The organism is Helicobacter mastomyrinus (genome assembly GCF_039555295.1).
Taxonomy (GTDB): domain Bacteria; phylum Campylobacterota; class Campylobacteria; order Campylobacterales; family Helicobacteraceae; genus Helicobacter_C; species Helicobacter_C mastomyrinus.
Window position 1 is genome coordinate 281,208 of record NZ_CP145316.1, and the last position, 21,535, is coordinate 302,742.

The following is a 21,535-nucleotide window of genomic DNA, read 5'->3' on the forward strand; positions in this document are numbered from 1 at the left end:
GCTCTGCTAAACGAGGGCTTAGAGAAAATTTTGCGCGGAATCCTTATTGCTATTTTTTAGCACATTGCTCACTTCCCAAGCTAAATACTCACTCACGCATTTTTTAAAATCCCCTAAAGTAGGCTTCGTATCTATCACTTTATGCTGCGCATAAGTCCAGTCTCTACCCTCTAAATTTATGCAATCTTCTATGAAAAAATCTTTATAATAATGCAAATAAGAGCTTCCATATAGCACTACATTAATGAGTTCTTCATATCTTGCTTTTGCATTATCGCTATCTTTTAGGTTTGTAGAGGCTTTTGCCTTTTTGCGTGCCGCTCTCGTGTAGCCATCTGTGCTAAAGTCAATAAATCTCACTTGAGATTTTACATCGTGAGGAGTGCCTACTTCAAAGAGATAAATCGCAGTCTGCACACTTGATTTACCTACAAATAAATCATTTGGCATTTTAATACTTGCCAAAAGCGTGCTATGTGTGAGAATATCCTTTGTATAGGGCAGTCCATTGCCACTTCCTGCATTTTCTTGGATAATCACACAGGCTTTGCCCTTATTCATTTTCTTTAATGCCCTCTCAACAAATATAAAGCCTTTACCAGCAGCTGAATAGGGAGGATTTAGCAAGAAGCAATCCGCAGGGAAACTCTCTCCTTTCTTCTCTCCTTGCTCATAAAAGCCTTGAAAATCACTAAGGCTATCCTTATGCAAGAGATTCGCCGAGCCATCATCAAGCAAAATCATATTTAAGATTCCAAGCAAGTAAATATCTGCTCTTTTCTCTATACCTAGTAATTGAAAAGCTTTAATATGAGCGATTTTAGCTTCTCTTTCTTTAGGGCTTGGAACCCTCTCTTGTGTGTCTTTAATCATTGTATTCATCGCAGAAATCAAAAACGCTCCCGAGCCTGTGGCATAGTCCCATACATACGAATCTTTATTCACGCGAGTGAGTGCGACCATTAAATCAACTATATAGCGAGGGGTTAGCACGACATCATTTTTCTCGCTATCTGGCACTTCAAGCCATTTTGTAAGAGAGTTAAAAAGTCGCCCCGCAATGTCTGCGGTTTGTAGCTTTCTTACAAGTGGGAGAATGTTATCACATACTAGAGCATAGGTCTTTTTTAAGGGTGTTTCATCGGTTTTTTGTGTGTTTGTAAAAGTGCTTTGCTGCCAAAGCTTTGAGTGAATAAAGGCAGATTCTAAATCATTAATTACCATTGCGATTTTTTCTTGCGGAAAACTTTTTTGCTCTAAAAAGTCGTTAATTTTATTAAGAAAAATTTGCCCATCATTTGATTTTGTGCCTTGTTCGCCTTTTAATTCCTCTAATGATAAAGGCTTCACTTTATCCTTAACGCCTTGTGCTGCCATAATCATACCTACAAGTAATGCTACGCGCGTGTTTGGATTGATATTTAAAAGCTCATCGTGAAGAAATTGATTTAAGGCATTAAGCTTAGATTCTATATCGCTTTCTAAATTTTCAATGATTTTTTCGCGCTCTTTTTCACTTAAAGTGAGCGCATCAATTTGCGTTATAAATTCGCTTAAATGCTCTTTTGCAAAAACAGATAAATCCTTATAATCGCCGATTTTCTTAGGGCAAGAAAGATTTTTTCGGTTTAAATAATAAAAGGCATATTCTGTGGCAATATCTTTGCTTTGGTCGTCCTTGTAGTAGCCATTAATCCCAAGCGCGATAACCTCATCATAGCTATGTGTATAATCTAAAATCGCATTAGCATAATGCACCGCACCATTTAGCGCATAATCGCCAATGTTTTTAAAGAGTAGTTCGCCTTTATCATTTGTGTTTTCTATTTCGCCATTTTTAAATCTAGCTAACCTACATTTCGTGCCTTTAACTTCTATCATTACGGGGATTTTTCTAAGCTCACCTGTTTTTAAAAAAAGCTTAATGTCTGGATAATTTTTACCACTTCCGCCACTCTTGCTTGGATACTTGCTTAGGGCTGAACTATCTCTGTGTTTATGGGCTGTGTCTTTGTAAAATAATCAATTTGCAAAGATTCAAGCTGCCTTTTCGCCTTATCTTCAATAATTTCTTCTATGCTTGCCATATTTGGATTGCTCCTTTCCAGTCCATAATATATTTATAAATGCAAAAGTATAGCAAAATTTAAATTTGTTTCCTCATAGCTACTTCATTTTGGGGTTGTGCCGTATGTCTTAAAGTGGCAATTATATAAAAATATTGCAATGGGAAAAGGCAAATTATCAATATAAAAGATTAATTATTTTTATTTTTAAATAAAACCTCAAAAATGAGTCTTAACTTAAATTAGAGTTGATACCTTATATAATGCAAAATTGTAGCTTAAAATCTTTCAAGAAAAGCTAGAGATTAAGCTACTTAGAGTTTAGCCAATCACCTTTAACCCCACGACTGAAACGATAATGAGCGCGATGAAAAAGAGTTTTTTGACGCTCTTGCTCTCTTTAAAAAACCACAAGCACACCCCAGCAGTGCCAATGCCTGTCCATATTGCATACGCAGTTGCCATCGCAATGCCCTGCATTGCAAGAGAGAGCAAAGCAAGACTTAGTCCAAACTGCACAACAATACCAAGCAAAAAGATTTTGCGCCCTGTCAGGCTGTATTTTTTCATCAAAATAACACCTGCAATCTCCATCAATCCAGCAAGCAGCAAATACACCCAGCTCATTTGTACTCCTTAGAATCTTGCACGATTTCATCAATTCCCAAATCGTGCGAAAGCGTTTCTGCGAGCTTCTCTCCTTGAGATTCTTCTATCTTATCTGCTGAAAGCTTTAGCCCCACCACGCCGATAAGCAAGGTAATGATAAAGAGAATTTTAAGGGCTGAAAAAGGCTCGCCAAAGAAAAGAACTTCTGCCATTGTAACGCCTAATGTGCCAATGCCCACAAACACGCTATAAGCGATACCTACTTCTAGCACTCTCACTGCTAAAATCATTCCAAAAAATGAGATGAGAATCAAAATGCCTGTGAGCGCATAGAGCAAGAGGCTATCGGCATATTTTAGCCCACTCGCCCAAAAGCATTCTACAATGCCACCTAAAAGCACCAATCCCCACGCGAGATTCGGGGTGAGTTTAATCTGTGTCATAACATTTCCTTGTGAAATAATTTTGTGCATTTTATGGATTGCAAAAGCCAAAGCCCATAAATGCGGTTTAGAATCTATGTATGATGTAATGTAAAGGTGAGAAGCAGAGCTTTAAAGTGAGGAGATAGAGAAAAAATAGATGAGAAAAGCAAACGATTGATAGCCTTGCTCCCAAAACATTGCCCTTTTCCTCCATTTTAAGAATTTTAAATTTGCGGCATTATAGCATAAAAGCTATATCTTGTAAATGTAGGTGTATGGGTGGAATAAGGATAACCACCCATACTCAATCTTTCTTTTATGCAAACCTTTAAGGATTAATAGTTTTTGCCTCAACCAAAGGAGGGAGAATGAGCATAAGTCTAAACAAATCTATGGTAAATATTTTATCTACACTACAAGGAGTAATGCCAGTGCCCCTGCCTGAAGGTAGGCGAGGGTTAAAAAATACCGAAATACATTCTGTTTTGTCCAAAACAAAAGAACGAATTTGTACCGCAGCACTTGTTGTAGGAATAATTGTAAATACGGTTTCAAGCTTTTTACTTTTTAAATCCTCTTCACAATTTTTAAGCGCAAAAAATCCGCTTTCATCAATCCCTAGGCACGACTTTGGATCATCTGCATTAACAAATTGCATAGCCCCTAAATTAAACTTATCAAAAGGATCACTTTTGCGGATTTGTTCATCAAGATCAACTTGCTTGAGATTCCAATTTGGTTTTCTATAATCTGGAGCAAGTAAATCTCCTGTTGCAAGATTTCTTAGAGAAAATGGTGCGGTAAAATCTGGTAAATCTTCAGGATCACCTCCATATACAAAGCTTGAGATTAAAATGAATAATAAAGTAAATTTTTTCATTGATGCCTCCTAAAATCGTCCAAAATGCACAGGCGAATGGTCAGATGAGAGGTGTGCGCGTATATTTGCTGCCATAAGTATTGCTGCAATTTGCGGCAAGGCTATAGTAGAACGAGAAGGGCTTGATCTGCCCACTACCGCATAATCAAGTGTTCTATTTGCTCCTCTAGAGCTAAAATGTGTAGCAGAGTTTGGCGCAGTAATGCGGATATGATTGGTGATTCTTGTATCTAGCCCAGATTGCAAGAGCGCTGGATCACGATTAAAATCTCCAGCGATAAGCCAATTTATTTGTGGCATATTAATAAAATTATCGTGCACGGCTGTAACTAAAGCAGGTGCATCACCACCTCCACTTGCTAAAGCGTGAATATTAAAAAACACATCATTGCCGATACGAATACCAATAGCTGGACGCGATGCCTCTGTGGCAACAACATTTTGATGCACTACAAGAACTTCATCAGCTCTTCTATCAGAAACTATGGCGAGATTCACCCTTCTTGCTCCCACATCTAGAGGAGCATAATAGATATAAACCGTATTTGGTCTAGAATAAGTTCCAAGCTCCCATGTAAACTCCTCTACAGGTGTCCCACCGGGCTGAACCATTCTGCCCGTTCTTCTCGCTGAAGCAGGTATAGCACCTGCTTCTTGCACCATAAGGATATTAGCAGGATTATCTCCTGTGATGAGTTGTCTCACACTTATATTCCATTTACTCTCAGTATTTGCTGAAGAACCTTGTAGATTCCAAGTGCTTACTCTATAATCTTCAAGATTGGCTAAAGCAAGGGTAAAACTCATTAAAAAGCATAATAGTATTCTCATTTTTACTCCTTAATATTGATTATCTAATGAAAAAAATAGGTTCTGGTTCTAGTGCCACAGGGGTAATATACCATTGTTGGTCAAGGTTAGAACTCGTCGCACATTTTGTTAAATAAATACTATAGTATGTCGTTGTTCGCACAGTTGGTGTTTGCAAACAAGTTTTTGCACTCACACTTTGAATTTGTATCGCTTGATTGTCAAAGAAGTTGAGATTCCATAATTGCGCTTGATTTTTACTATCGCATATATCGTGAATCACACCATTTCCATAAGCCTGAAGACAAGTACTTTCTTGCATATTTTTAATCATCACTTGCCCATTTGAAAAACTTATAATACGCCAAAATTTTGCTCTGCCAAACTCAAAACTATCAATAGGCGTATATCCCCATACCCAATTTCTTGGCTTAAGCGCCCAAAGCGTTAAAAGACCTCCCGATGAAGACATAATTGATATAGGATTAGAAGCATTTCTATCTATTTTTGGCGCATTTGCATCAGGAATACTAACAGGAGTTTTATGCCCCTCCATTTCCATCAGCATTGCTCTTGATTTTTCACCCGGTATTGGCTCATTAGGTGGAGGCGTTGGGCTCAATCCTATACCATGATCAACCTTTGGTGTTGAAGAACACGCTGCAAACAAAAGAGTTATGAAAATAAAAAATAAATGTCTCATAAAAATAGCCTTTGTTTAAAAATAAATTTTTCAATGCAATTTTTAACAAAATAAATATAAAGCAATATATAAAATTATTTCTTTTTATAAGAAGCTAAAGTGAGCATAAAAAATTATAAAAAATAATCTTTTAATATTCTTTTATTCATCTAACTTTATATTTTATATATTTGTTTATTTTCAATTGAATAAATTGCTATTTCAAAATCGTTTAATATTATATTAAAATGATTAATATATAAAAACTTTGTATGTTTCGCTTAGTGGGTAAGCAAAATATACATTTACGCTTTTAAGACCGTTTATATAGTTTTTGATTAATGTCAAAGTATTAACCTTTGATTTTATTTATTTAATTTACTTGTGCTTGGATTTGCTCTTAGATTTTCTTGCAAGATTACACTACGTGGTTAATGCCCTCTACTTCGTTGATGATTCTATTACTCACAGATTCAATGTTGATTAAATTTCTTAAAATACGCATCAATTTCCTCTCTCATTTCACACCCAACCTCTTCAAAAGCCGATAAAATTAGCTCATAACTTCCCTTGCCACCCAAAAAATCCCAAAATTCCTCTGCTACTTTAATTTCAGAATCTAAATCAAGCATTCCTGCCATTGTCCATCTCTCATAGGGTTTTGGCTCATAAGGGTTGTAAGGTATAGCAATGAGTGAGTTAATCTTTGCATTTGGATTATTAAACCCAAAGCAACCTACCCAAGTTAAAAGTGTGCGTTTAAATTCTTTAAATCCACCCTTGTTTGGTTTAGCGGTTTTAATATCAATTAAATACACATTATTGCCCTTCTGCAAAAACAAATCCACCTTTGTAGGTTTGATAATGCTTGTTTCTCCACTTTGTGAAACCGCTAAGATTCTAGCGATTTCCTCATTTTTGTTAGGCTTAGAATTGCCGCTTTCTAAAGAATCCATAATATCTTGTATCACTCTTTGTGCTTCTTTGGTAATTGTAGTTGCAACCACCATTTGACGCTTGATAACATCAAAATGCTTTAAACCCAATTCTTCAGCCACAGGCTCAAAGATACTTGTGCCGAAATTAGTATTCAGACTTTGAATAAAGCTATAAAGTGCCATTCTGTCTTTACCTAAAAGTCTTGTGTGAAAAGGCATAGAAGAAGTTTCGGGCTTATAATTTTCAAACTTATTGCGTAATGCTTGAAACAGACGATTTTTGACATTGTTTTTAAGATTTTGCATTATTTTGCTCACCCTTAATTTAAAAAATCTTTAAAAAATTCTTTTTTGAGCCAATTTTCACATTCCTCCTTACGCTTTTTCAATAAATTTTTATTAAATTTTTCCACTTCAAACCTTCTTATAAAATGAATTTTGGAACTTTTGTAAATCTCCGCTTTGCCAATTAAATCTTTATCTTTTGCTTTTGAGTTAAGACCTTTTTCAAGTGATAAAAGATTTCCATATGAATTTATATAATTATCCAAATCCTCTAAATCATCAAAACCTAATTTTTTTGCCTGTGCTTCATCTTCTGTTTCAAGCAAATTTTCAGGTATGATATGTTCTTTTTCTTGTGTGAGTTGTTTTTTCTCTATAAGATTCTTTAGTTCGTTTATATCCATATTTTGACAATTTTGTTCAAAAAATACATAATGAAAATAAAGCATACCATAGGCATATTCTAATAAATATTCTATGGCTTGTTTAATGTTATTAGATTTTTTGCATTGCAAAATTATTTCATTTTTAAACTCTTCTTTTCCGTGCAAACAAGAATTAATCAAGTTATATGCAGTTCCATCACGAGAACTGCCTGATTTAAAAAATAAAATATCCGCCTTTGCAAAAAGCGTTATAAGCTCGTTATCAAGCTGATTATTTATCTTACATCTTACAAGGGAATTATAAAAATATGGATTTATTTTTTCAAGCAAAAAAAGTTTAAAAATATGAGGATTAGTATCTATTTCATCCAATAAACCCAAAAAGGCTTGATAAAAATTTTTTAAATCATCAATATAAGATTTAATAAAATTTTTGAAATCAGAACTTTCTAACTTTTTGCTAATACTTTTAAGCTCACTTTTTAGTTTCTCATAAGTATCACTATTACTGCTTCTATAATACCCCAAGAACTCAATATGTGCAAATTTATTGCTTCCTGCGTGATAACGAAAAATGTCGCTTTCTCCAAATTGTTGATTGCCAATATTTGAAATATGTCTATGGTCTTCAATTTTTAAAAATATCTTAAAAATTTCTCCAAAAGTATTATTAATTTCCTCGTCTAAGCCCCCACTGCCATTACAATAAAGATTAGAATAATAAATCAAAAGTGATTTTAACTTATCTAACAAACTAAGAGAAATGCCCCTATCATTAACGCTTTGAAATGTTCGTATGGCTCTCCCAGAATTTGGTTCTTCAAGCCACATTAAAACCATAGATAATAATGTTTCAATAGATTTTTCAACTTCGACAGAATCTAGGTTTGATACTTTATCTAAAATTGATTCAAAAACTTCATATAAGTTTTTCTTACCTCTAGTATCAGCTTTTTCTTTCAATGTTGATGATAAAGTTCCTTTCTCTGAATCTCTTAAGAGTTCTTTTAAGAATTCTTGATTTTGTGGAACAACCTCAAGTTTTGTATCACCTCTTTTATCAGTTAGAAATTTAATTTTGTAAGTATCTTTAAACTCACTTTTGCATACAAGAGCGTATAAAAGCATAAATATAGTTGTAATGCGCTGCTGCCCATCAATAATATCAAATTTTTTACTATCCTGCTGATTTGGTGCTACAACAATAGTCCCCAAAAAGTGTCCTTGAGAATCTCCAGAATCTCTGCTTTCCCTTAAATCCTCCCATAATTCTTCAAAATTTTTCTTTTTCCACGCATAATCCCTTTGATATTGTGGAATACTGAATTTATCCCTACTTAAGACTTTCTCTAAAGTTTCTTGACTCATTTTTTGCTCCTTGCATTTTTTTAAGTTTAATACATTAAACTAAATTTGTTTGAAAGTTTTTATCCCTCAAATGAAATATACTCTCATTATACCTATTTTTATCTTTTTCGCTGCGATTAAGCACAGGTCTATCGTATTTTTTGACAATCTGCATATTTGCAAGTTCTGCAATTTTTGGGTAAAGATTAAATTTATCATTGGCAACCAAAAACACATTATAATCCTCTTTTAAAAATCTTTTAGCGTTTTTTAAAGCTTGTGCTATGCCTTGCATATATTTTTCTTGTGCGCTCTTGCCTTGCCCCTCACTTAACTTACCAATCTCTAAATTATCCTTGCGAGGCAAATCAAAAATATCATAGGCATAAGCGTGTTGTTCGTGATAATCAATCAACCCTACATAAGGCGGGGAGCTAAAGATTCCAGCAATTTTTTGAGATTTGATAAGTTGAGCAAAAGCCTTATCTTGTTGTTGCGCTGCAGTGATAATATCTACATTTATAGAATCTGCATTCAAGCAAAGTTGCTTCGTTTCACTTCGCAAAGATTCAAATTCTCTTAATCGCTTTAAAGCATCTTTAGCATAGGCTTTCCACCATTTTGCAATGCTAAAGAGTGGTTTGCAGATTCTGCCGTGTTTTTTGCAATAATAAGTTGCTGTGATAGGTTCTAAAAGTGTAGCTAAATCCGAGTGTGTCGTGGCGCGAGTGCTTCTTGCTGTGCGACTTAGGATAATGCATAAAATATCTTGTAAAACTTTGGGGGCTTTTGCAATTTCATTTTTAAGTAAAATAATCTCCTCCCTTATAGAATCCACATACCATTTTTCAAAAAAGCTTCCTTGCGCCTTTGTGCTAAGGTTGATATGATAAAGCTTCACTAAATCATTATAAATTTTTAAAAACTCCTGCGCTTTTGCCTCTCCATAGGCTTTTTCATCAATTTGTTTTAAGGCAACTTGACGTTTAAAGGTTTTGTTAGGAAAATAAGCTTGATTAAATGTGCTCAAAGCGTCATTTAAAGCGGATTCAAAAGAGCTAATTTGTAGATTCTTTGTATGTTTTTCTAAGCAGTTTGTAAGCCTTAGAAGTTCAGATTCAAGGGCTTCTAAATCATATTTAGCAACCTTAGCATTGCAAAGTAAAGCATTAAAAATGGAAATATCAATCCCAACCGCATTCATTCCTAGCTCATTTGCCACACACAAAGTTGTGCCACTCCCTGCAAAAATATCTAGCACAATATCATTGGGCTTAAAATAAGTTTCTTGCTTGATAGAATCTGTGTGCGAATCTAAAAAATACTCCACAAGTTGGGGGATAAACTTGCCTTTATAGGGGTGGATTCTGTGGATATGCTTTGTCGTCTCTGCTTCTTTATATTGTGCAAACGAGAGCGGAGATTCTAAGTGTTTTTGCGATTTAATCGTGCTATCATAATATATTTTAAGCTCATTTTTATCAATCAAATTTTCTTTTAAATCTGTGCTGTGATTAGCAATTTTCCCATAATTTAAGAGATAGATAATATTATTGCTTGTTACCTTTTTCCCTAAATACTCACTTGCCCAGATACTCGCTTGTTTGGGTGTAAGTAAAGTATCACTTAAGATTTGTGTCATTGCTACTCCCACTCAATCGTACCCGGGGGTTTAGAAGTTATATCATACACCACGCGGTTAATGCCCTCTACTTCATTGACGATTCTATTACTTACAGATTCTAAAAAATCGTGGGGCAAATGCGCAAAAGTCGCTGTCATTCCATCAATCGCTTCCACCGCACGCACACAAATTGTATTATCATAAGTGCGATTATCGCCCATTACACCCACGCTCCGCACATTGAGCAGCACACAAAACGCCTGCCATACTTTATCATAATAGCCTTGTTTATGTAGCTCGTCTATAAAGATAGAATCCGCCTCACGCAGCAAATCCAAATCCGCCTTATTCACCTCTCCCATAATGCGTATGGCTAGTCCTGGTCCCGGGAATGGGTGGCGCATTAGCATAGATTCAGGCATTCCTAGCTCTCGCCCTAACGCCCTCACTTCATCTTTAAATAGCTCTCGTAATGGCTCAATCAGCTCAAACTTCATCCATTCAGGCAGTCCGCCGACATTATGGTGGCTTTTTATCGTCTTAGATGGACCTTTCACACTCACAGATTCTATCACATCAGGATAAAGTGTGCCTTGTGCGAGGAATTTTATCTCGCCTTTGGTATTGTGCTTTTTTGCCTCTTTTTCAAAGACTTCAATAAAGGTCTCACCGATGATTTTACGCTTTTTCTCTGGCTCAATCACACCTTTAAGGCGGCTTAAAAACAACGCACTAGCGTCCGCAGTGATTAGTGGCACTTTGAGGTTTTCTCTAAACATTTTCTCTACTGCCTCTCTCTCGCCTTTGCGCAAAAGCCCAGTATCCACAAACACCGGAATAAGGTCACCCCCTATTGCGCGGTGGAGCAACGTCGCGACAACGCTAGAATCTACCCCCCCACTCACTGCACACAAAACCTTAGAAAGCGTTGCATTTGAGCGATAAAGAGCAGATTCTGCGTTGTCGGCTTGGTCATTTATGTCTAATAAACTCCCTTCGCCTCCGCCTTGAAAGCCACCCTTTCTCATCTCAACTGCTTCCGCCTCAATGTTATCTTGCTCTTGATAATCTCTTGATACTGCCGAACCTGAATCTGCACTAGATTCTAAATGACTTTGCCCTTTAGTGTCGCTAGATTCTGTATGTTGAGAATCCACAATTCTAGTATTTGCGGTATGGCTGTGTAAGTTTTTTGGATTTTTTGTAAGGTTAGCGGATTTAGCGTCCGTGCCTTGCGAAAAATCCAAAACCTTATCGCATTGCATACCCAAAGACGAATTGCGCTTAAAGCACGAGGTAAGGTGGTCATTTACAATCCCCACCGCCTGCATAAACGCATATACAATCGTGCTGCCTACGAATTTAAATCCACGCTTTTTTAAATCCTTGCTAATTGTATCGGATAATGGCGTAGTAGCGGGTAAATCTGCAATACTCTCAAAGGTATTGATAATGGGCTTATGATTGACAAAGCCCCAAATATATTTATCAAAGCTCCCAAACTCTCTTTGCACAGCCAAAAATGCCTTAGCATTGATAATCGCTGCTTCTATTTTGGCACGATTCCTAATAATCCCCTTGTGCTGCATTAAAGATTCTATTTTACTTTCATCATAAGTGATGATTTTATGATAATCAAAGTCATCAAACGCTGCCCTAAAATGCTCACGCTTTTTAAGGATTGTAATCCAAGAAAGTCCCGCTTGAAAACCCTCTAGCAAAAGGAACTCAAAAAGCTTCTTATCCTCGTGGAGTGGCACACCCCATTCGTTATCGTGATAGTCCTCATAGAGCTTACGCGCCGCCTCGTCCTTATCGGTAGCCCAAGCGCAACGCACCTTTTCACGCACGCCCTCATTTGAATCTTGCGCCTCAAGCCCTAAAGACTTTTGCAAACTCTCACTCGTAATATTTAGCGGGATAAGCTCGGGTGAAAATGCACCTGCACTCCCTGCGGGGATAGGTTTCTCTCCTGTTTTTGCAAATCCTAAAGCTTGATAGAATCCCAAAGCCCACTCTAAACTTGCTACCTTTATCACTTTATATTTGCCTAAATATCGCGTAAATGCTTCTTGCAGCAGAGCTTTACCCACCCCACTTTTAAAGGCACTCGGCGCAACAAAAAGCATTGCAATTTCATTTTTTTCTACTGCAATAAAGCCTAACCATTCCCTATTTTTTTGCACTATCAGTAGAATTTTGGATTCTAAAACAGCCTCTCGTATCTCCTCCCTCATATCCGCGATTTCATCTTCACTTAAATCTTTGTGGGTGACTCTTGCGCCCTGCTCCCAGATTTCAACAAGCCTTTCTATGGCTTGTGCTTTACCAATGTGCTTAAAGGCTTCTACAAAGGTGATAAAATGCAAAGAATCCCTTAGGGATTCCAAGGCACACTCTAAGTCCTCCCTTGCTACCTCCATAGGCGTTAGCATAATCTCCCGATAATTTCCAACGCAAAAGGGTTCTCCTGCTTTGTAAAAACCTAGTTTACTATAATAAGAGATGGCTTGCTTACGACTATTAAGTTTGATTTTTTCAAATGGGTATAAATGCCGATTCAAAGTCTCTTTAAGTAATGCTTTGCCAATCCCTTTGCCAAAATATTGCGGAACGATAAAAAGCAAAGTAATTTCATTTTTTTGCACCGCAATAAAGCCTAGCCACTCCTCTGTTGTCGTGCATATCAGTATTTCCTCTGCCTTTGCAATATAATCTTTTTCTATCTCTTTACGTCTATGGGTGATAAATTCCTCACTCACTTCTTGCGTGGCTCTTACAGAATCTTCCCAAATTTTAAGAAGCTTTTTTATCACTTGTGCTTTGCCTATTTCTTTAAAAGCTTCTTTTATGGTTTTAAAAGCAGGATTCACACATTGCCTAACCCCACTTCCATACACGATTTGGCGCAATTTTACAATTTCATTTTGTGCAAAGTTTCGCATATTCCAACTTGTATCCGCACCACAAATCCCCACTGCAAAATTACGCAACATCTGCCCCCCACACTCGCTATGTACGACTTCGGGGTGAAACTGCAAGGCATAAATCTTGCACTTGTAATCCGCAATAGCACAATAGTGCGTGTTACCCGATTTTGCAAGCTCTACAAAGCCTTGCGGGATAGATTCCACCTTATCTGCGTGGCTCATCCATACGATAGAATCTTGCTTCACTCCTTTAAAAAGCCTATTTGCTTTATCTTTTATCTCTAACACCGCCTTGCCAAACTCTTGTGCTTCTGCCCTCATCACGTGCCCACCAAAATGTTGAGCAATAAGCTGCATACCATAGCAGATTCCAAGCACAGGCACACCAAGAGAAAATAAGCCAAAATCTGGTTTATATGCATCTTTTTCATACACACTTGCAGGTCCTCCGCTTAGGATAATACCTTTAGGATTCTTAGCTTTGATAGAATCTAGCTTTTCAAAATAAGGGACAATCTCGGTATAAACGCCATATTCACGCAAACGCCTTGCGATAAGCTGTGTGTATTGAGAGCCAAAATCTAAGACAAGTATTGAAGGATTGTGCTGCATAGGTAGCCTTTGTGTGTGTTTAAAAGACGCATATTATAGCAAAACTTGCTTAATCCACTTTGCGATGCTATTTGCGCTTCTTTGGGGCGGGTAAGATTAGACTAACAAGTTCCACGATAGATTTTAGCAAGGCAGAATCTTCCACATCAAGCATATAATATTCTTTAGCATTTGGGTAGGGAATCCCAAGTGGCAGATTCTTGCATATATCTTGGAGAATCTTATGCTGCTTGATAAATAATGTATCATCGCATAACAAAAATATCGCTTTAGCTACATTATCGCCTTGCACACCCATATCCTGCACATAAATACAATACTCGCCAAACATCTTTTTTGCGCTAAATTGATACTGCCCTTGTAATGCAGAATCTAACTGCTCTAGGACAAAATCTTTGAAAGACTCAACTACCATAGAAAATAAACCTCCTTTTAATATTTATGCTAAATTATAATGATTCTATAACAAAAACTACTTGGCATTTAGTATAAGCTAAAGAAATAGCTTATATACCACACTTGTAATTGTTAGAACTCCCATTACAAACACAAATATATCCAAAAGCGGGTTTTTGTAGTCTTTGAGCTTCCCCACACTCCAAATGGCAATAATCGGCATTAAAAACAAAATCGCAGCGATGATTGGACCACCCAAATCCTCGATAAAACCCAAAATACTTGGGTTGAGATATGCCACAACGATAATGCTCACATACATAAAAGCTGTGCTACAAGCCTTAATCGTGGGAATATGTGGCTCTCTGCCGCTGCTTTTAACGCCTTTGCGGATAATGCCATTCAAGCCCTCAAGTGCCCCAAAATAATGTCCAAAGAATGAACTCACAACAGCTAGAAAAGCCACAAGCGGTGCGCCTAAGGCAATAATTGGCGTGTTAAACTGATTAGCAAAATATGAGAGGATAGGGATATTTGCCTCCCTTGCCTTAGCAAAATCCCCTGAATCAAGACATAAAATACAAGAAAACACAAAAAACATCACAAAAACTAATAGCAAAAGCGCTGTGCGGAAGAGGATTTGATTTGCCTTTTCCTGTGAGTTTGTGTATTCCCTCCGCACACTGAGCGTAAAAGTAGAGATTGCCGGAGAGTGATTAAAGGCAAAGACAAGCACGGGCAAGGTAAGCCATATCACTTCTATAAATTCACCAAAACTTGGGACTTCCTGCAAAGATTCTAGCTTCCAATGCGGAATAAGATAGAGTGAAAAGCCAAAAAGCACCGCGCATAGCGGATATACAAGGACATTGCATACTTTTGTAATCTGCTCTTCTTTCAGCAGCATTACTGCCATCATCGCACTCACAAGCACAAATGCCAAACTCGCACGTGCCCAAGGGTAGAGGCTCATTGTAGCTTCATCATAGAGGCTGCTTAAATGGAGTTGATTAACAAAAAAACTCGCAAAGGTGTTTGTAATTCCCACGCCATAGGCAAGACAAATGGGATAAATGGCAAAAAAGTATAAAAGAGTAATAAAAATACTCACACCTCGCCCCCAATATTCCTCTGCAGCGTGTGTGATGTCGTGCTCAGGGCTTTGAGATTCATTGACGAATCGGCTCAAAGCTCGATGAGAAAGCCACACCATAGGAAAGATGAGAAGAGTCATAATCACCACAGGGTAAAATCCACCTGTCCCTGCACGAATGGGTAGAAATAAGATTCCCGCTCCCACCGCCGTGCCAAAGAGCGAAAGCGCCCAACGAGTATCAAAGGCATTCCAACGCATAGTATTCCTTTTAAATGAAAATATATTTATCTTATTTCATATCAAAAGACAATCAATCTAGTTTCCACTTTAATAGATGAAATGCTTTAATGTATCTCTCCCGCGCTAATAAAGGCAAGAAAAGAAAATGCGAAGGGCAATCTCTACTAAAGAGGAAAGCATTTATCCTGCATTAAGTAAAAAGAATCTTATTTACGCTACACATCTTATCTTATCGACTTAATAGTTTAAAACCATAGTGCGAGTAGATATAAACAATCCCAAAATACAAGTCCCATAAAGATAAATAATACAATCTTAGCAAAACTACCAAAAGCGATAGTATCGATAAGAAAAGACTTTTAACGCCGCAAGGAAAAAAATAATAATGGGTAGATTCTAAAAAGTTTAATATGTTTTTTGAAGCATATATGGGGCAACACAATGCCACATAGCACCAAAGCCGCAAAATAGACATATTCAAATTAGCATTGAAATAAAAGCTCACACCGCTATTATGCAGCATATACAAAACATAAAAAGACACTCTACATTAGCACACAAAATCATTACAAATAAGAGTGCGTATTACGCATATATTGTAAAAAAGCATTTGGGATTACTCCAATGTAAAGCATATTTTGAACAGATTCCAAGCGATGATAATACTTGCAAGTAGCCCGCAATAACGTAAGGTCAAAAAATGCATTTGTAGGTTCAAGGTAATGCAAAAAAAAATAGATTGAGAATGAGCATTCCAAATATCATATTATCATAATAAAATTTGATGAAAAGCATAAAAAATACTAATAAAGTGCTTGTTTTGCCTCATTACTTTTTATACAAAATATAAGGTGTGCTAGATTCCATCTTTTGTGCCTGTGGGGGGGGGGGTGATAGCTCTGCTATGGCTTTGCTAGATGTGTTTAAACCTATAAAAGTTTCTCTAAAAGTAGGAAAACATTGCATTTTATTTTTACTATGGGCTAAGTCTGCTTTTAAATCTTATATCAATTTTTGTGTTTATGGGGTTGAGAATCTGCTGTTTGTGGATTTTTGAGACCTTCTATCTCTTTTTTGGAATAGGCTTATTTTATATTGCAGTTCAAACAAGGCTTGTTTGAGTGCTTTTATCGAGGAGCTTGCCATAAGCCCAGCGATACTTCTCCAAATTATCATCACCAAGCCAAGTAGCAAAATAAAAACAATACTTCCACGCCAAGCCTTTGTATTTATGGTTAATCCCAACCCATAAGGCTTTTTGCGTAGGTAGTGAGTTTATCTTGATAGCTTTGCGGGGCAAGATTCTGTATTGAAAGCTCACTGATAAAGCGCACAAAGTAGCTTCCCGCGACTACAATATCGACTTTTCCCTCTAAACTTGCCACTTGAGCGTGAGAGTTTATTCCAAATCCTAGTGCGATAGGCTTTTTGCAATGTTTTTTCACATCGGCAAGATAGCGAAAAAAGGCTTGATCTAACTCTGTTTTATCCCCTGTGATTCCTGATCTAGCAACTACATACACGATTTCATCACTCACTTTAGCAATCTTTTTCATACGTGCAATAGGCGTTTTAGGCGTGATGAGGCAGATAATAGCGATATGATGTTTTTTTGCTAAAGTGCGGAGATTCTCATCAGATTCTATGGGCAAATCAGGCACGAGTATCCCAAATACACCACATTTTTTCGCCTCTTTGATAAATTTTTCCATACCAGAGTGAAATATCAAGTTTGCATACGTTACGATAATAAGCTTTGTAGGCGAATCTTGGAGCTGTGAGAGGCGATTTGAAAGTGTGGAGAGTAGCTCAAATCCTGCAGAGAGTGTGAATCCATCCGCTATACTCTTATCACAAGCTTCCTCTATTACCACACCATCGGCATTAGGGTCAGAAAATGGAAATTGCACTTCTAAATAACTCGCCCCCGCTAGAGAAATCCCAAGTGCAGCATACAGGCTAGATTCCATATTAGGATACCCTGCAATAATATGCCCCATTAGCTTTGTCATATCTTTTTGCTTCGCATTTTCACACATAGTAGCCCTCAAAATGAAGTAAAACACACATTGTAGCATATTTTAGCGGCACATTTTGCAGAAAAACTGCGAGCATTTAAAGTAAATCTCATATATTTTTCCTTAGAATCTGGGGAATTTTTTACAAAGGGTATGTGAATGGCAAAAATATTTACAAAATCTAAAAAGGGCTATTTTGGCGAGGGAAAAAATGGTGTCCACGCCTTTGGTGGGCAGTATATCCCCGAGATTTTGCTTCCTGCATTTAAGGAACTAGAAAGCGCGTATCGCGATATTTTTACCAGTAAGGCGTATAAAAAAGAGTTAAAATTTTTGCTTAAAAACTTTGTAGGACGCCCTACACCGCTTATTTATGCGCAAAATAGCTCAAAAGTCCTCAAAAATAATATTTATTTGAAGTTTGAAGGCTTGGCAAACACAGGAGCACATAAGATTAATAACGCGCTAGGACAGGCGCTTCTAGCAAAATATATGGGAAAAAAGCGTGTGATAGCCGAGACAGGAGCAGGGCAGCACGGATTAGCCACAGCAGCAGCTTGTGCGAGGCTCGGGCTTGAATGCGATATTTTTATGGGTGAAATTGATGTCGCGCGGCAGTATCCTAATGTCTTTAATATGGAGCTTTTCGGGGCACGAGTGCATAGTGTGAGTAGCGGGAGCAAGACGCTTAAAGATGCGGTGAATGAGACATTACGCGAGTGGAGCAAGAGAAGCGAGGATACATTTTATGTATTAGGCAGTGCGCTGGGTCCCTATCCATACCCTGATATGGTACGGGAGCTGCAAAGTGTGATAAGCAAGGAGCTCAAAAAGCAGACAAAAAAATATTTTAGTGGATTACCTGATGTAATGGTAGCGTGTGTAGGCGGTGGAAGCAACTCAATGGGCTTTTTTACGCATTATCTTATGGATAAAAATGTCCGTTTAATCGGCGTTGAGGGCGGTGGCATAGGCGAGGGGAGAGGGGCAAATGCTAAGAGGATTCATAATATTCACGCGAGTGAGGGTATCGCACAGGGCTATAAAAGCCTCTTTTTGCAGGATAAAGACGGGCAGCTTAGTCAAACACATTCTATTTCTGCAGGGCTAGATTATGCGGGTATAGGTCCGCAGCTCGCACATTTAGCGGAGATTGGACGGGTAGAATTTACCTCTGCTTTGGATAAAGAGGCGATTGAGGCTTGTCAATTCTTTGCTAAAAATGAAGGCATTATCCCCGCTTTAGAATCTAGTCACGCCCTCGCAGCAACTATCAAAATCTGCAAGAATCTTAAAAATAAAAATATCATTGTGAATGTCTCCGGGCGCGGTGATAAGGATATTTTCATCACAACAAAGGCTATCAATAGGGCAAAATGGAAGGGCTTTTTACAAGCAGAGCTCACACGGATTGACAAAGGGTAGTAGCAAAACTCGCTTTGATAGCCAAGATAAGATTTTGCCATAAGTTATTCTCTTTAGATTCACTATTCTAAATTTTTTCTTTTTTTATAAGGGGGAGGGGCTTGAATTGCGAAGTCGCTCCCTCCCCCTTATAAATCCCCCACCCCTACGACGCTTTAAGAGGTATGCACTATCGTGCCTATTTTATTTTTATATGAGTGAGGATATACCTCACTTATGGGGAGAAAAATAGACTAGAGAACCTATACCTAAAGAAACTTCGTTTTGCAGGGCTTCACTCTGTAAAACAAAACCTTTTACCCTTGCGAGATTTCATCTGAAGAAGCTTTGCTTTACAAGTATGGATTGGCACTTCGTGCGAATGCAGCAGCTTTAGCTGCAATAGCAAAGGCATAATAGACAAGGTAGATAGACAATCATAAAGCTGTTAAAAGCTATATCGCAGCTCTGCATAGTAGCTTCTGCCAAATCCCGGATAGTAGTTTGGAAACACTTGATAAGTGCTATACCAAGAATCAAGCAGATTTCGAACGCCCACATTTACCTTTATATCTTTTATACCATACATAAGCCCTAAATCGCTTAGCACATAGCCATTTTTATTCATTGTCTTGCTTGTGGAATCGATACTTTGGGAAAAATAGGCATTGTTTAAAAAGAGCGTGAGAAATTGATTTGAAGCCCTAAAAATATCGCCCTCGATGTTAAAAGTGAGCTTTAAGCTTGGCACATAAGGGACATTCTTGCCTTTGAGTGCGGCAGTAGCACCATTTGATTTGAAAATATTTGTCCATATATAGCTTACCCCCTCACTTAGCCTAAGCCATTCAGTCGCAAAAAGTCTTTGACTTGCGATGAATTCTAGCCCCGCACGTTGCGTCTGCCCGAGATTACTATATGTATAAGCCGTGCCGTGTTGGATTTGATTTACAAAAATCTCATCAAAGGTATGTGTATAGAAAAGTGCAGCTTGCAAATAACTAAAGCTTGGCTCATCTTTAAAGCCTATTTCGCCTGTGAGGTATCGCTCTGGTCTCACGCCATTAGCTTCATTGAGATAGATTCCACCGCTTGGTCGCCCACTATTTGTGCTTGAATTAGGGTCTGCATTAATCATTTGATATGCACTAGGACTTATGAATCCTAGCTCCGCCTTAGCATAGATATTGCCCGTATCGCTGTATTTCAAGTTAGGCGTAATCTCTGCGGCATAGCCTAATCGCTGTCTGTGTAGGCTAAATTTTTCGTTTTGATTTAAGCTTGGATACATTGTAGGCATAGAATTGCATAACATACCACTGCACACACTCGCATACTCTTGATTATTATCTGTCCAATAGTTTGAATACTCCACTCTCGCTCCCGCACTTAAGTCAAATCTCTCGCTAAAAGCATAGGTATCATAGACATAGAGTGAGTTAGAAAGCTTTAGTGCAGTGTTATTCACATCTGCCGCATAGTCGTATATCGTGGGAGTTTGTCCTGCGGGAATAGTAATGATATGGTCGGTTAGATTCCGCCTTTGAGAATACTCTAGCACATTATCAAGCCCTACAATCAAAGTGTTGTTTTGTGTGCTGTGCTTAAGCTTGAGATTTAAGCCCCCGCCGTGATTTTGGAATCCTGCCTTGCCTCCACTGCCATTATTAACAAACATCCCACTTATATAACTATCTTTGGTATATCTTAATAAGGAGAATTGGCAAAAAGCTAGCGCGTCAAAGCTAAGGCTCTCGCTAAATTTTTGTGTGTAATTGAGTGAAGTTTGCAAGGCGTCTGTCTCTGTTCTGTATGTATCGGCGTGAGGGAGATTACGCTCATTTTTTAGCTCATTTCTGCCCTTATCTGGGAAATAAGTAATGTTTTGCCCCATTCGCGTAGAATTAGCTAAGGCAAAATATGCGCGTGGATAGCTCCGCCATAAATGCGAATAGTTGATGTTAAAATCAAGCTTGCTTGATTCTGTTGGGGTATAGAGGGCTTGAAAGGCAACATAGGTATTTGTAGTATTGTCATTTTCAAAGGCTTTTACGGAGTTATCCAATGAAGCGGTATTGCGTGCGCCGGGGGTGTAGCTTCCGCTCACATCACCACGGATAAAGAGACTATCGCTTACCCTCTTTCCTGCCGCTAAGCTAAGACTTCCTCCTTGCAGCCCCAAAGCCTCGCCGCTTGTGCCTTTTAGCACCAATCGCACAAAATCTTTACTCGGGGCTTTAGTAACGATATTCACCACCCCTCCTCGTGTGCCATTCCCATAGACGACAGCTCCCCCTCCGGGAATCACCTCAATACTTTGAATGTCCTCTATGTCGATATTATTATAAGGTGGCACACCGTGGCTGGTATCCAGCAGGGAGATAGGCACACGATTAAGCAAAATTTTCACTGCACGATTGGCATCAGCTCCCTGCCCTCTTAAATCGATATTTCGCCCAAAGCCAGAATCACTAAAGGTGATAAGCGGCTGATATTGCAAAGCTTGTTCCAAGCTTTGATAGCCCTTATTTTCTAAATCCTCTTTTTCAATGAACAAAATATTTTTCGGCTCATCTTTAAGCGGTAAGTCAAAACCGGTAGCAGAAGTGATAATAGCATTGAGTTTTTTATTTTGTGTAAGTTGAGATTGAGAATCTTCTAATTCCTCCGCAAAACCAACAAAACCTAAAGTAGTCAATGCTAATGTGTAAAAGAAGAGTTTATAATGCTTTTTAGAAAAGATTAATGGGGGGGGGGGCATAAGAAATATATTCATAGCAAATCCTT

15 protein-coding genes are annotated in these 21,535 nt (G+C 37.9%); 1 reads left to right on the plus strand and 14 read right to left on the minus strand.

The annotated features are described in order from the left end of the window. Positions 1-18: 18 nt before the first annotated feature. The 13 genes from V3I05_RS01450 to trpA form a co-directional block, all read right to left on the minus strand. Positions 19-1,881 carry an HsdM family class I SAM-dependent methyltransferase gene (locus tag V3I05_RS01450; protein ID WP_343353782.1) on the minus strand — a complete coding sequence of 621 codons (1,863 nt, stop codon included), beginning with the start codon at positions 1,879-1,881 and terminating at the stop codon, positions 19-21. 506 nt (positions 1,882-2,387) lie between these two features. Next, a complete protein-coding gene (locus tag V3I05_RS01455) occupies positions 2,388-2,693 on the minus strand; it encodes a DMT family transporter (RefSeq protein ID WP_343353783.1) in 306 nt (101 codons plus the stop codon). Further along, positions 2,690-3,118: a multidrug efflux SMR transporter gene (locus V3I05_RS01460; protein WP_343353785.1), complete on the minus strand. Its 429-nt coding sequence runs from the start codon at positions 3,116-3,118 to the stop codon at positions 2,690-2,692. The genes V3I05_RS01455 and V3I05_RS01460 overlap by 4 nt, the downstream gene beginning before the upstream one ends. 310 nt (positions 3,119-3,428) lie before the next feature. Further along, positions 3,429-3,980 carry a cytolethal distending toxin subunit A/C gene (locus tag V3I05_RS01465; RefSeq protein WP_343353787.1) on the minus strand — a complete coding sequence of 184 codons (552 nt, stop codon included), beginning with the start codon at positions 3,978-3,980 and terminating at the stop codon, positions 3,429-3,431. A 9-nt stretch (positions 3,981-3,989) separates the two neighbouring features. Then, positions 3,990-4,811: a cytolethal distending toxin subunit B family protein gene (locus V3I05_RS01470; RefSeq protein ID WP_343353788.1), complete on the minus strand. Its 822-nt coding sequence runs from the start codon at positions 4,809-4,811 to the stop codon at positions 3,990-3,992. 19 nt (positions 4,812-4,830) lie between these two features. After that, positions 4,831-5,493: a cytolethal distending toxin subunit A/C gene (locus tag V3I05_RS01475; protein ID WP_343353790.1), complete on the minus strand. Its 663-nt coding sequence runs from the start codon at positions 5,491-5,493 to the stop codon at positions 4,831-4,833. A gap of 452 nt (positions 5,494-5,945) precedes the next feature. Beyond that, complete coding sequence (locus V3I05_RS01480) at positions 5,946-6,716, minus strand: TdeIII family type II restriction endonuclease (RefSeq protein ID WP_343353792.1); 771 nt, start codon at positions 6,714-6,716, stop codon at positions 5,946-5,948. A 14-nt stretch (positions 6,717-6,730) separates the two neighbouring features. Then, complete coding sequence (locus tag V3I05_RS01485; RefSeq protein ID WP_343353793.1) at positions 6,731-8,449, minus strand: DUF262 domain-containing HNH endonuclease family protein; 1,719 nt, start codon at positions 8,447-8,449, stop codon at positions 6,731-6,733. Between the two features lie 34 nt (positions 8,450-8,483). Further along, positions 8,484-10,070: a DNA methyltransferase gene (locus V3I05_RS01490; RefSeq protein ID WP_343353794.1), complete on the minus strand. Its 1,587-nt coding sequence runs from the start codon at positions 10,068-10,070 to the stop codon at positions 8,484-8,486. 2 nt (positions 10,071-10,072) lie between these two features. Next, entirely contained in the window at positions 10,073-13,594 is a 3,522-nt protein-coding gene (guaA, locus tag V3I05_RS01495) for a glutamine-hydrolyzing GMP synthase (protein ID WP_343353795.1), read from the minus strand. 67 nt (positions 13,595-13,661) lie between these two features. Then, entirely contained in the window at positions 13,662-14,009 is a 348-nt protein-coding gene (locus V3I05_RS01500) for a transcriptional regulator (protein ID WP_300449802.1), read from the minus strand. 78 nt (positions 14,010-14,087) lie between these two features. Further along, complete coding sequence (locus V3I05_RS01505) at positions 14,088-15,344, minus strand: aromatic amino acid transport family protein (RefSeq protein WP_343353796.1); 1,257 nt, start codon at positions 15,342-15,344, stop codon at positions 14,088-14,090. Positions 15,345-16,561: 1,217 nt separating this feature from the next. Continuing rightward, positions 16,562-17,365, minus strand: coding sequence for a tryptophan synthase subunit alpha (gene trpA / locus V3I05_RS01510; protein WP_343353798.1), 804 nt, complete (start codon positions 17,363-17,365; stop codon positions 16,562-16,564). 138 nt (positions 17,366-17,503) lie between these two features. Between trpA and trpB the strand changes: the two genes are divergently transcribed. Continuing rightward, positions 17,504-18,769 carry a tryptophan synthase subunit beta gene (gene trpB / locus V3I05_RS01515; RefSeq protein ID WP_300449019.1) on the plus strand — a complete coding sequence of 422 codons (1,266 nt, stop codon included), beginning with the start codon at positions 17,504-17,506 and terminating at the stop codon, positions 18,767-18,769. A gap of 427 nt (positions 18,770-19,196) precedes the next feature. Here the strand turns inward: trpB and V3I05_RS01520 are convergent, their stop codons facing one another. Further along, positions 19,197-21,524 (minus strand): TonB-dependent receptor, encoded by a 2,328-nt coding sequence (locus V3I05_RS01520; RefSeq protein ID WP_343353799.1) that lies wholly within the window; start codon positions 21,522-21,524, stop codon positions 19,197-19,199. Positions 21,525-21,535: the final 11 nt, after the last annotated feature.

Bases quoted from the DNA above. Each gene is read 5' to 3' on its own strand.
- V3I05_RS01465 (WP_343353787.1), bottom strand. From the start codon at position 3,980: ATGAAAAAATTTACTTTATTATTCATTTTAATCTCAAGCTTTGTATAT.
- V3I05_RS01450 (WP_343353782.1), bottom strand. From the start codon at position 1,881: ATGATAGAAGTTAAAGGCACGAAATGTAGGTTAGCTAGATTTAAAAAT.
- V3I05_RS01475 (WP_343353790.1), bottom strand. From the start codon at position 5,493: ATGAGACATTTATTTTTTATTTTCATAACTCTTTTGTTTGCAGCGTGT.
- V3I05_RS01480 (WP_343353792.1), bottom strand. From the start codon at position 6,716: ATGCAAAATCTTAAAAACAATGTCAAAAATCGTCTGTTTCAAGCATTA.
- V3I05_RS01520 (WP_343353799.1), bottom strand. From the start codon at position 21,524: ATGAATATATTTCTTATGCCCCCCCCCCCATTAATCTTTTCTAAAAAG.
- trpA (WP_343353798.1), bottom strand. From the start codon at position 17,365: ATGTGTGAAAATGCGAAGCAAAAAGATATGACAAAGCTAATGGGGCAT.
- V3I05_RS01455 (WP_343353783.1), bottom strand. From the start codon at position 2,693: ATGAGCTGGGTGTATTTGCTGCTTGCTGGATTGATGGAGATTGCAGGT.
- V3I05_RS01500 (WP_300449802.1), bottom strand. From the start codon at position 14,009: ATGGTAGTTGAGTCTTTCAAAGATTTTGTCCTAGAGCAGTTAGATTCT.
- V3I05_RS01505 (WP_343353796.1), bottom strand. From the start codon at position 15,344: ATGCGTTGGAATGCCTTTGATACTCGTTGGGCGCTTTCGCTCTTTGGC.
- trpB (WP_300449019.1), top strand. From the start codon at position 17,504: ATGGCAAAAATATTTACAAAATCTAAAAAGGGCTATTTTGGCGAGGGA.
- V3I05_RS01470 (WP_343353788.1), bottom strand. From the start codon at position 4,811: ATGAGAATACTATTATGCTTTTTAATGAGTTTTACCCTTGCTTTAGCC.
- V3I05_RS01460 (WP_343353785.1), bottom strand. From the start codon at position 3,118: ATGACACAGATTAAACTCACCCCGAATCTCGCGTGGGGATTGGTGCTT.
- V3I05_RS01485 (WP_343353793.1), bottom strand. From the start codon at position 8,449: ATGAGTCAAGAAACTTTAGAGAAAGTCTTAAGTAGGGATAAATTCAGT.
- V3I05_RS01490 (WP_343353794.1), bottom strand. From the start codon at position 10,070: ATGACACAAATCTTAAGTGATACTTTACTTACACCCAAACAAGCGAGT.
- guaA (WP_343353795.1), bottom strand. From the start codon at position 13,594: ATGCAGCACAATCCTTCAATACTTGTCTTAGATTTTGGCTCTCAATAC.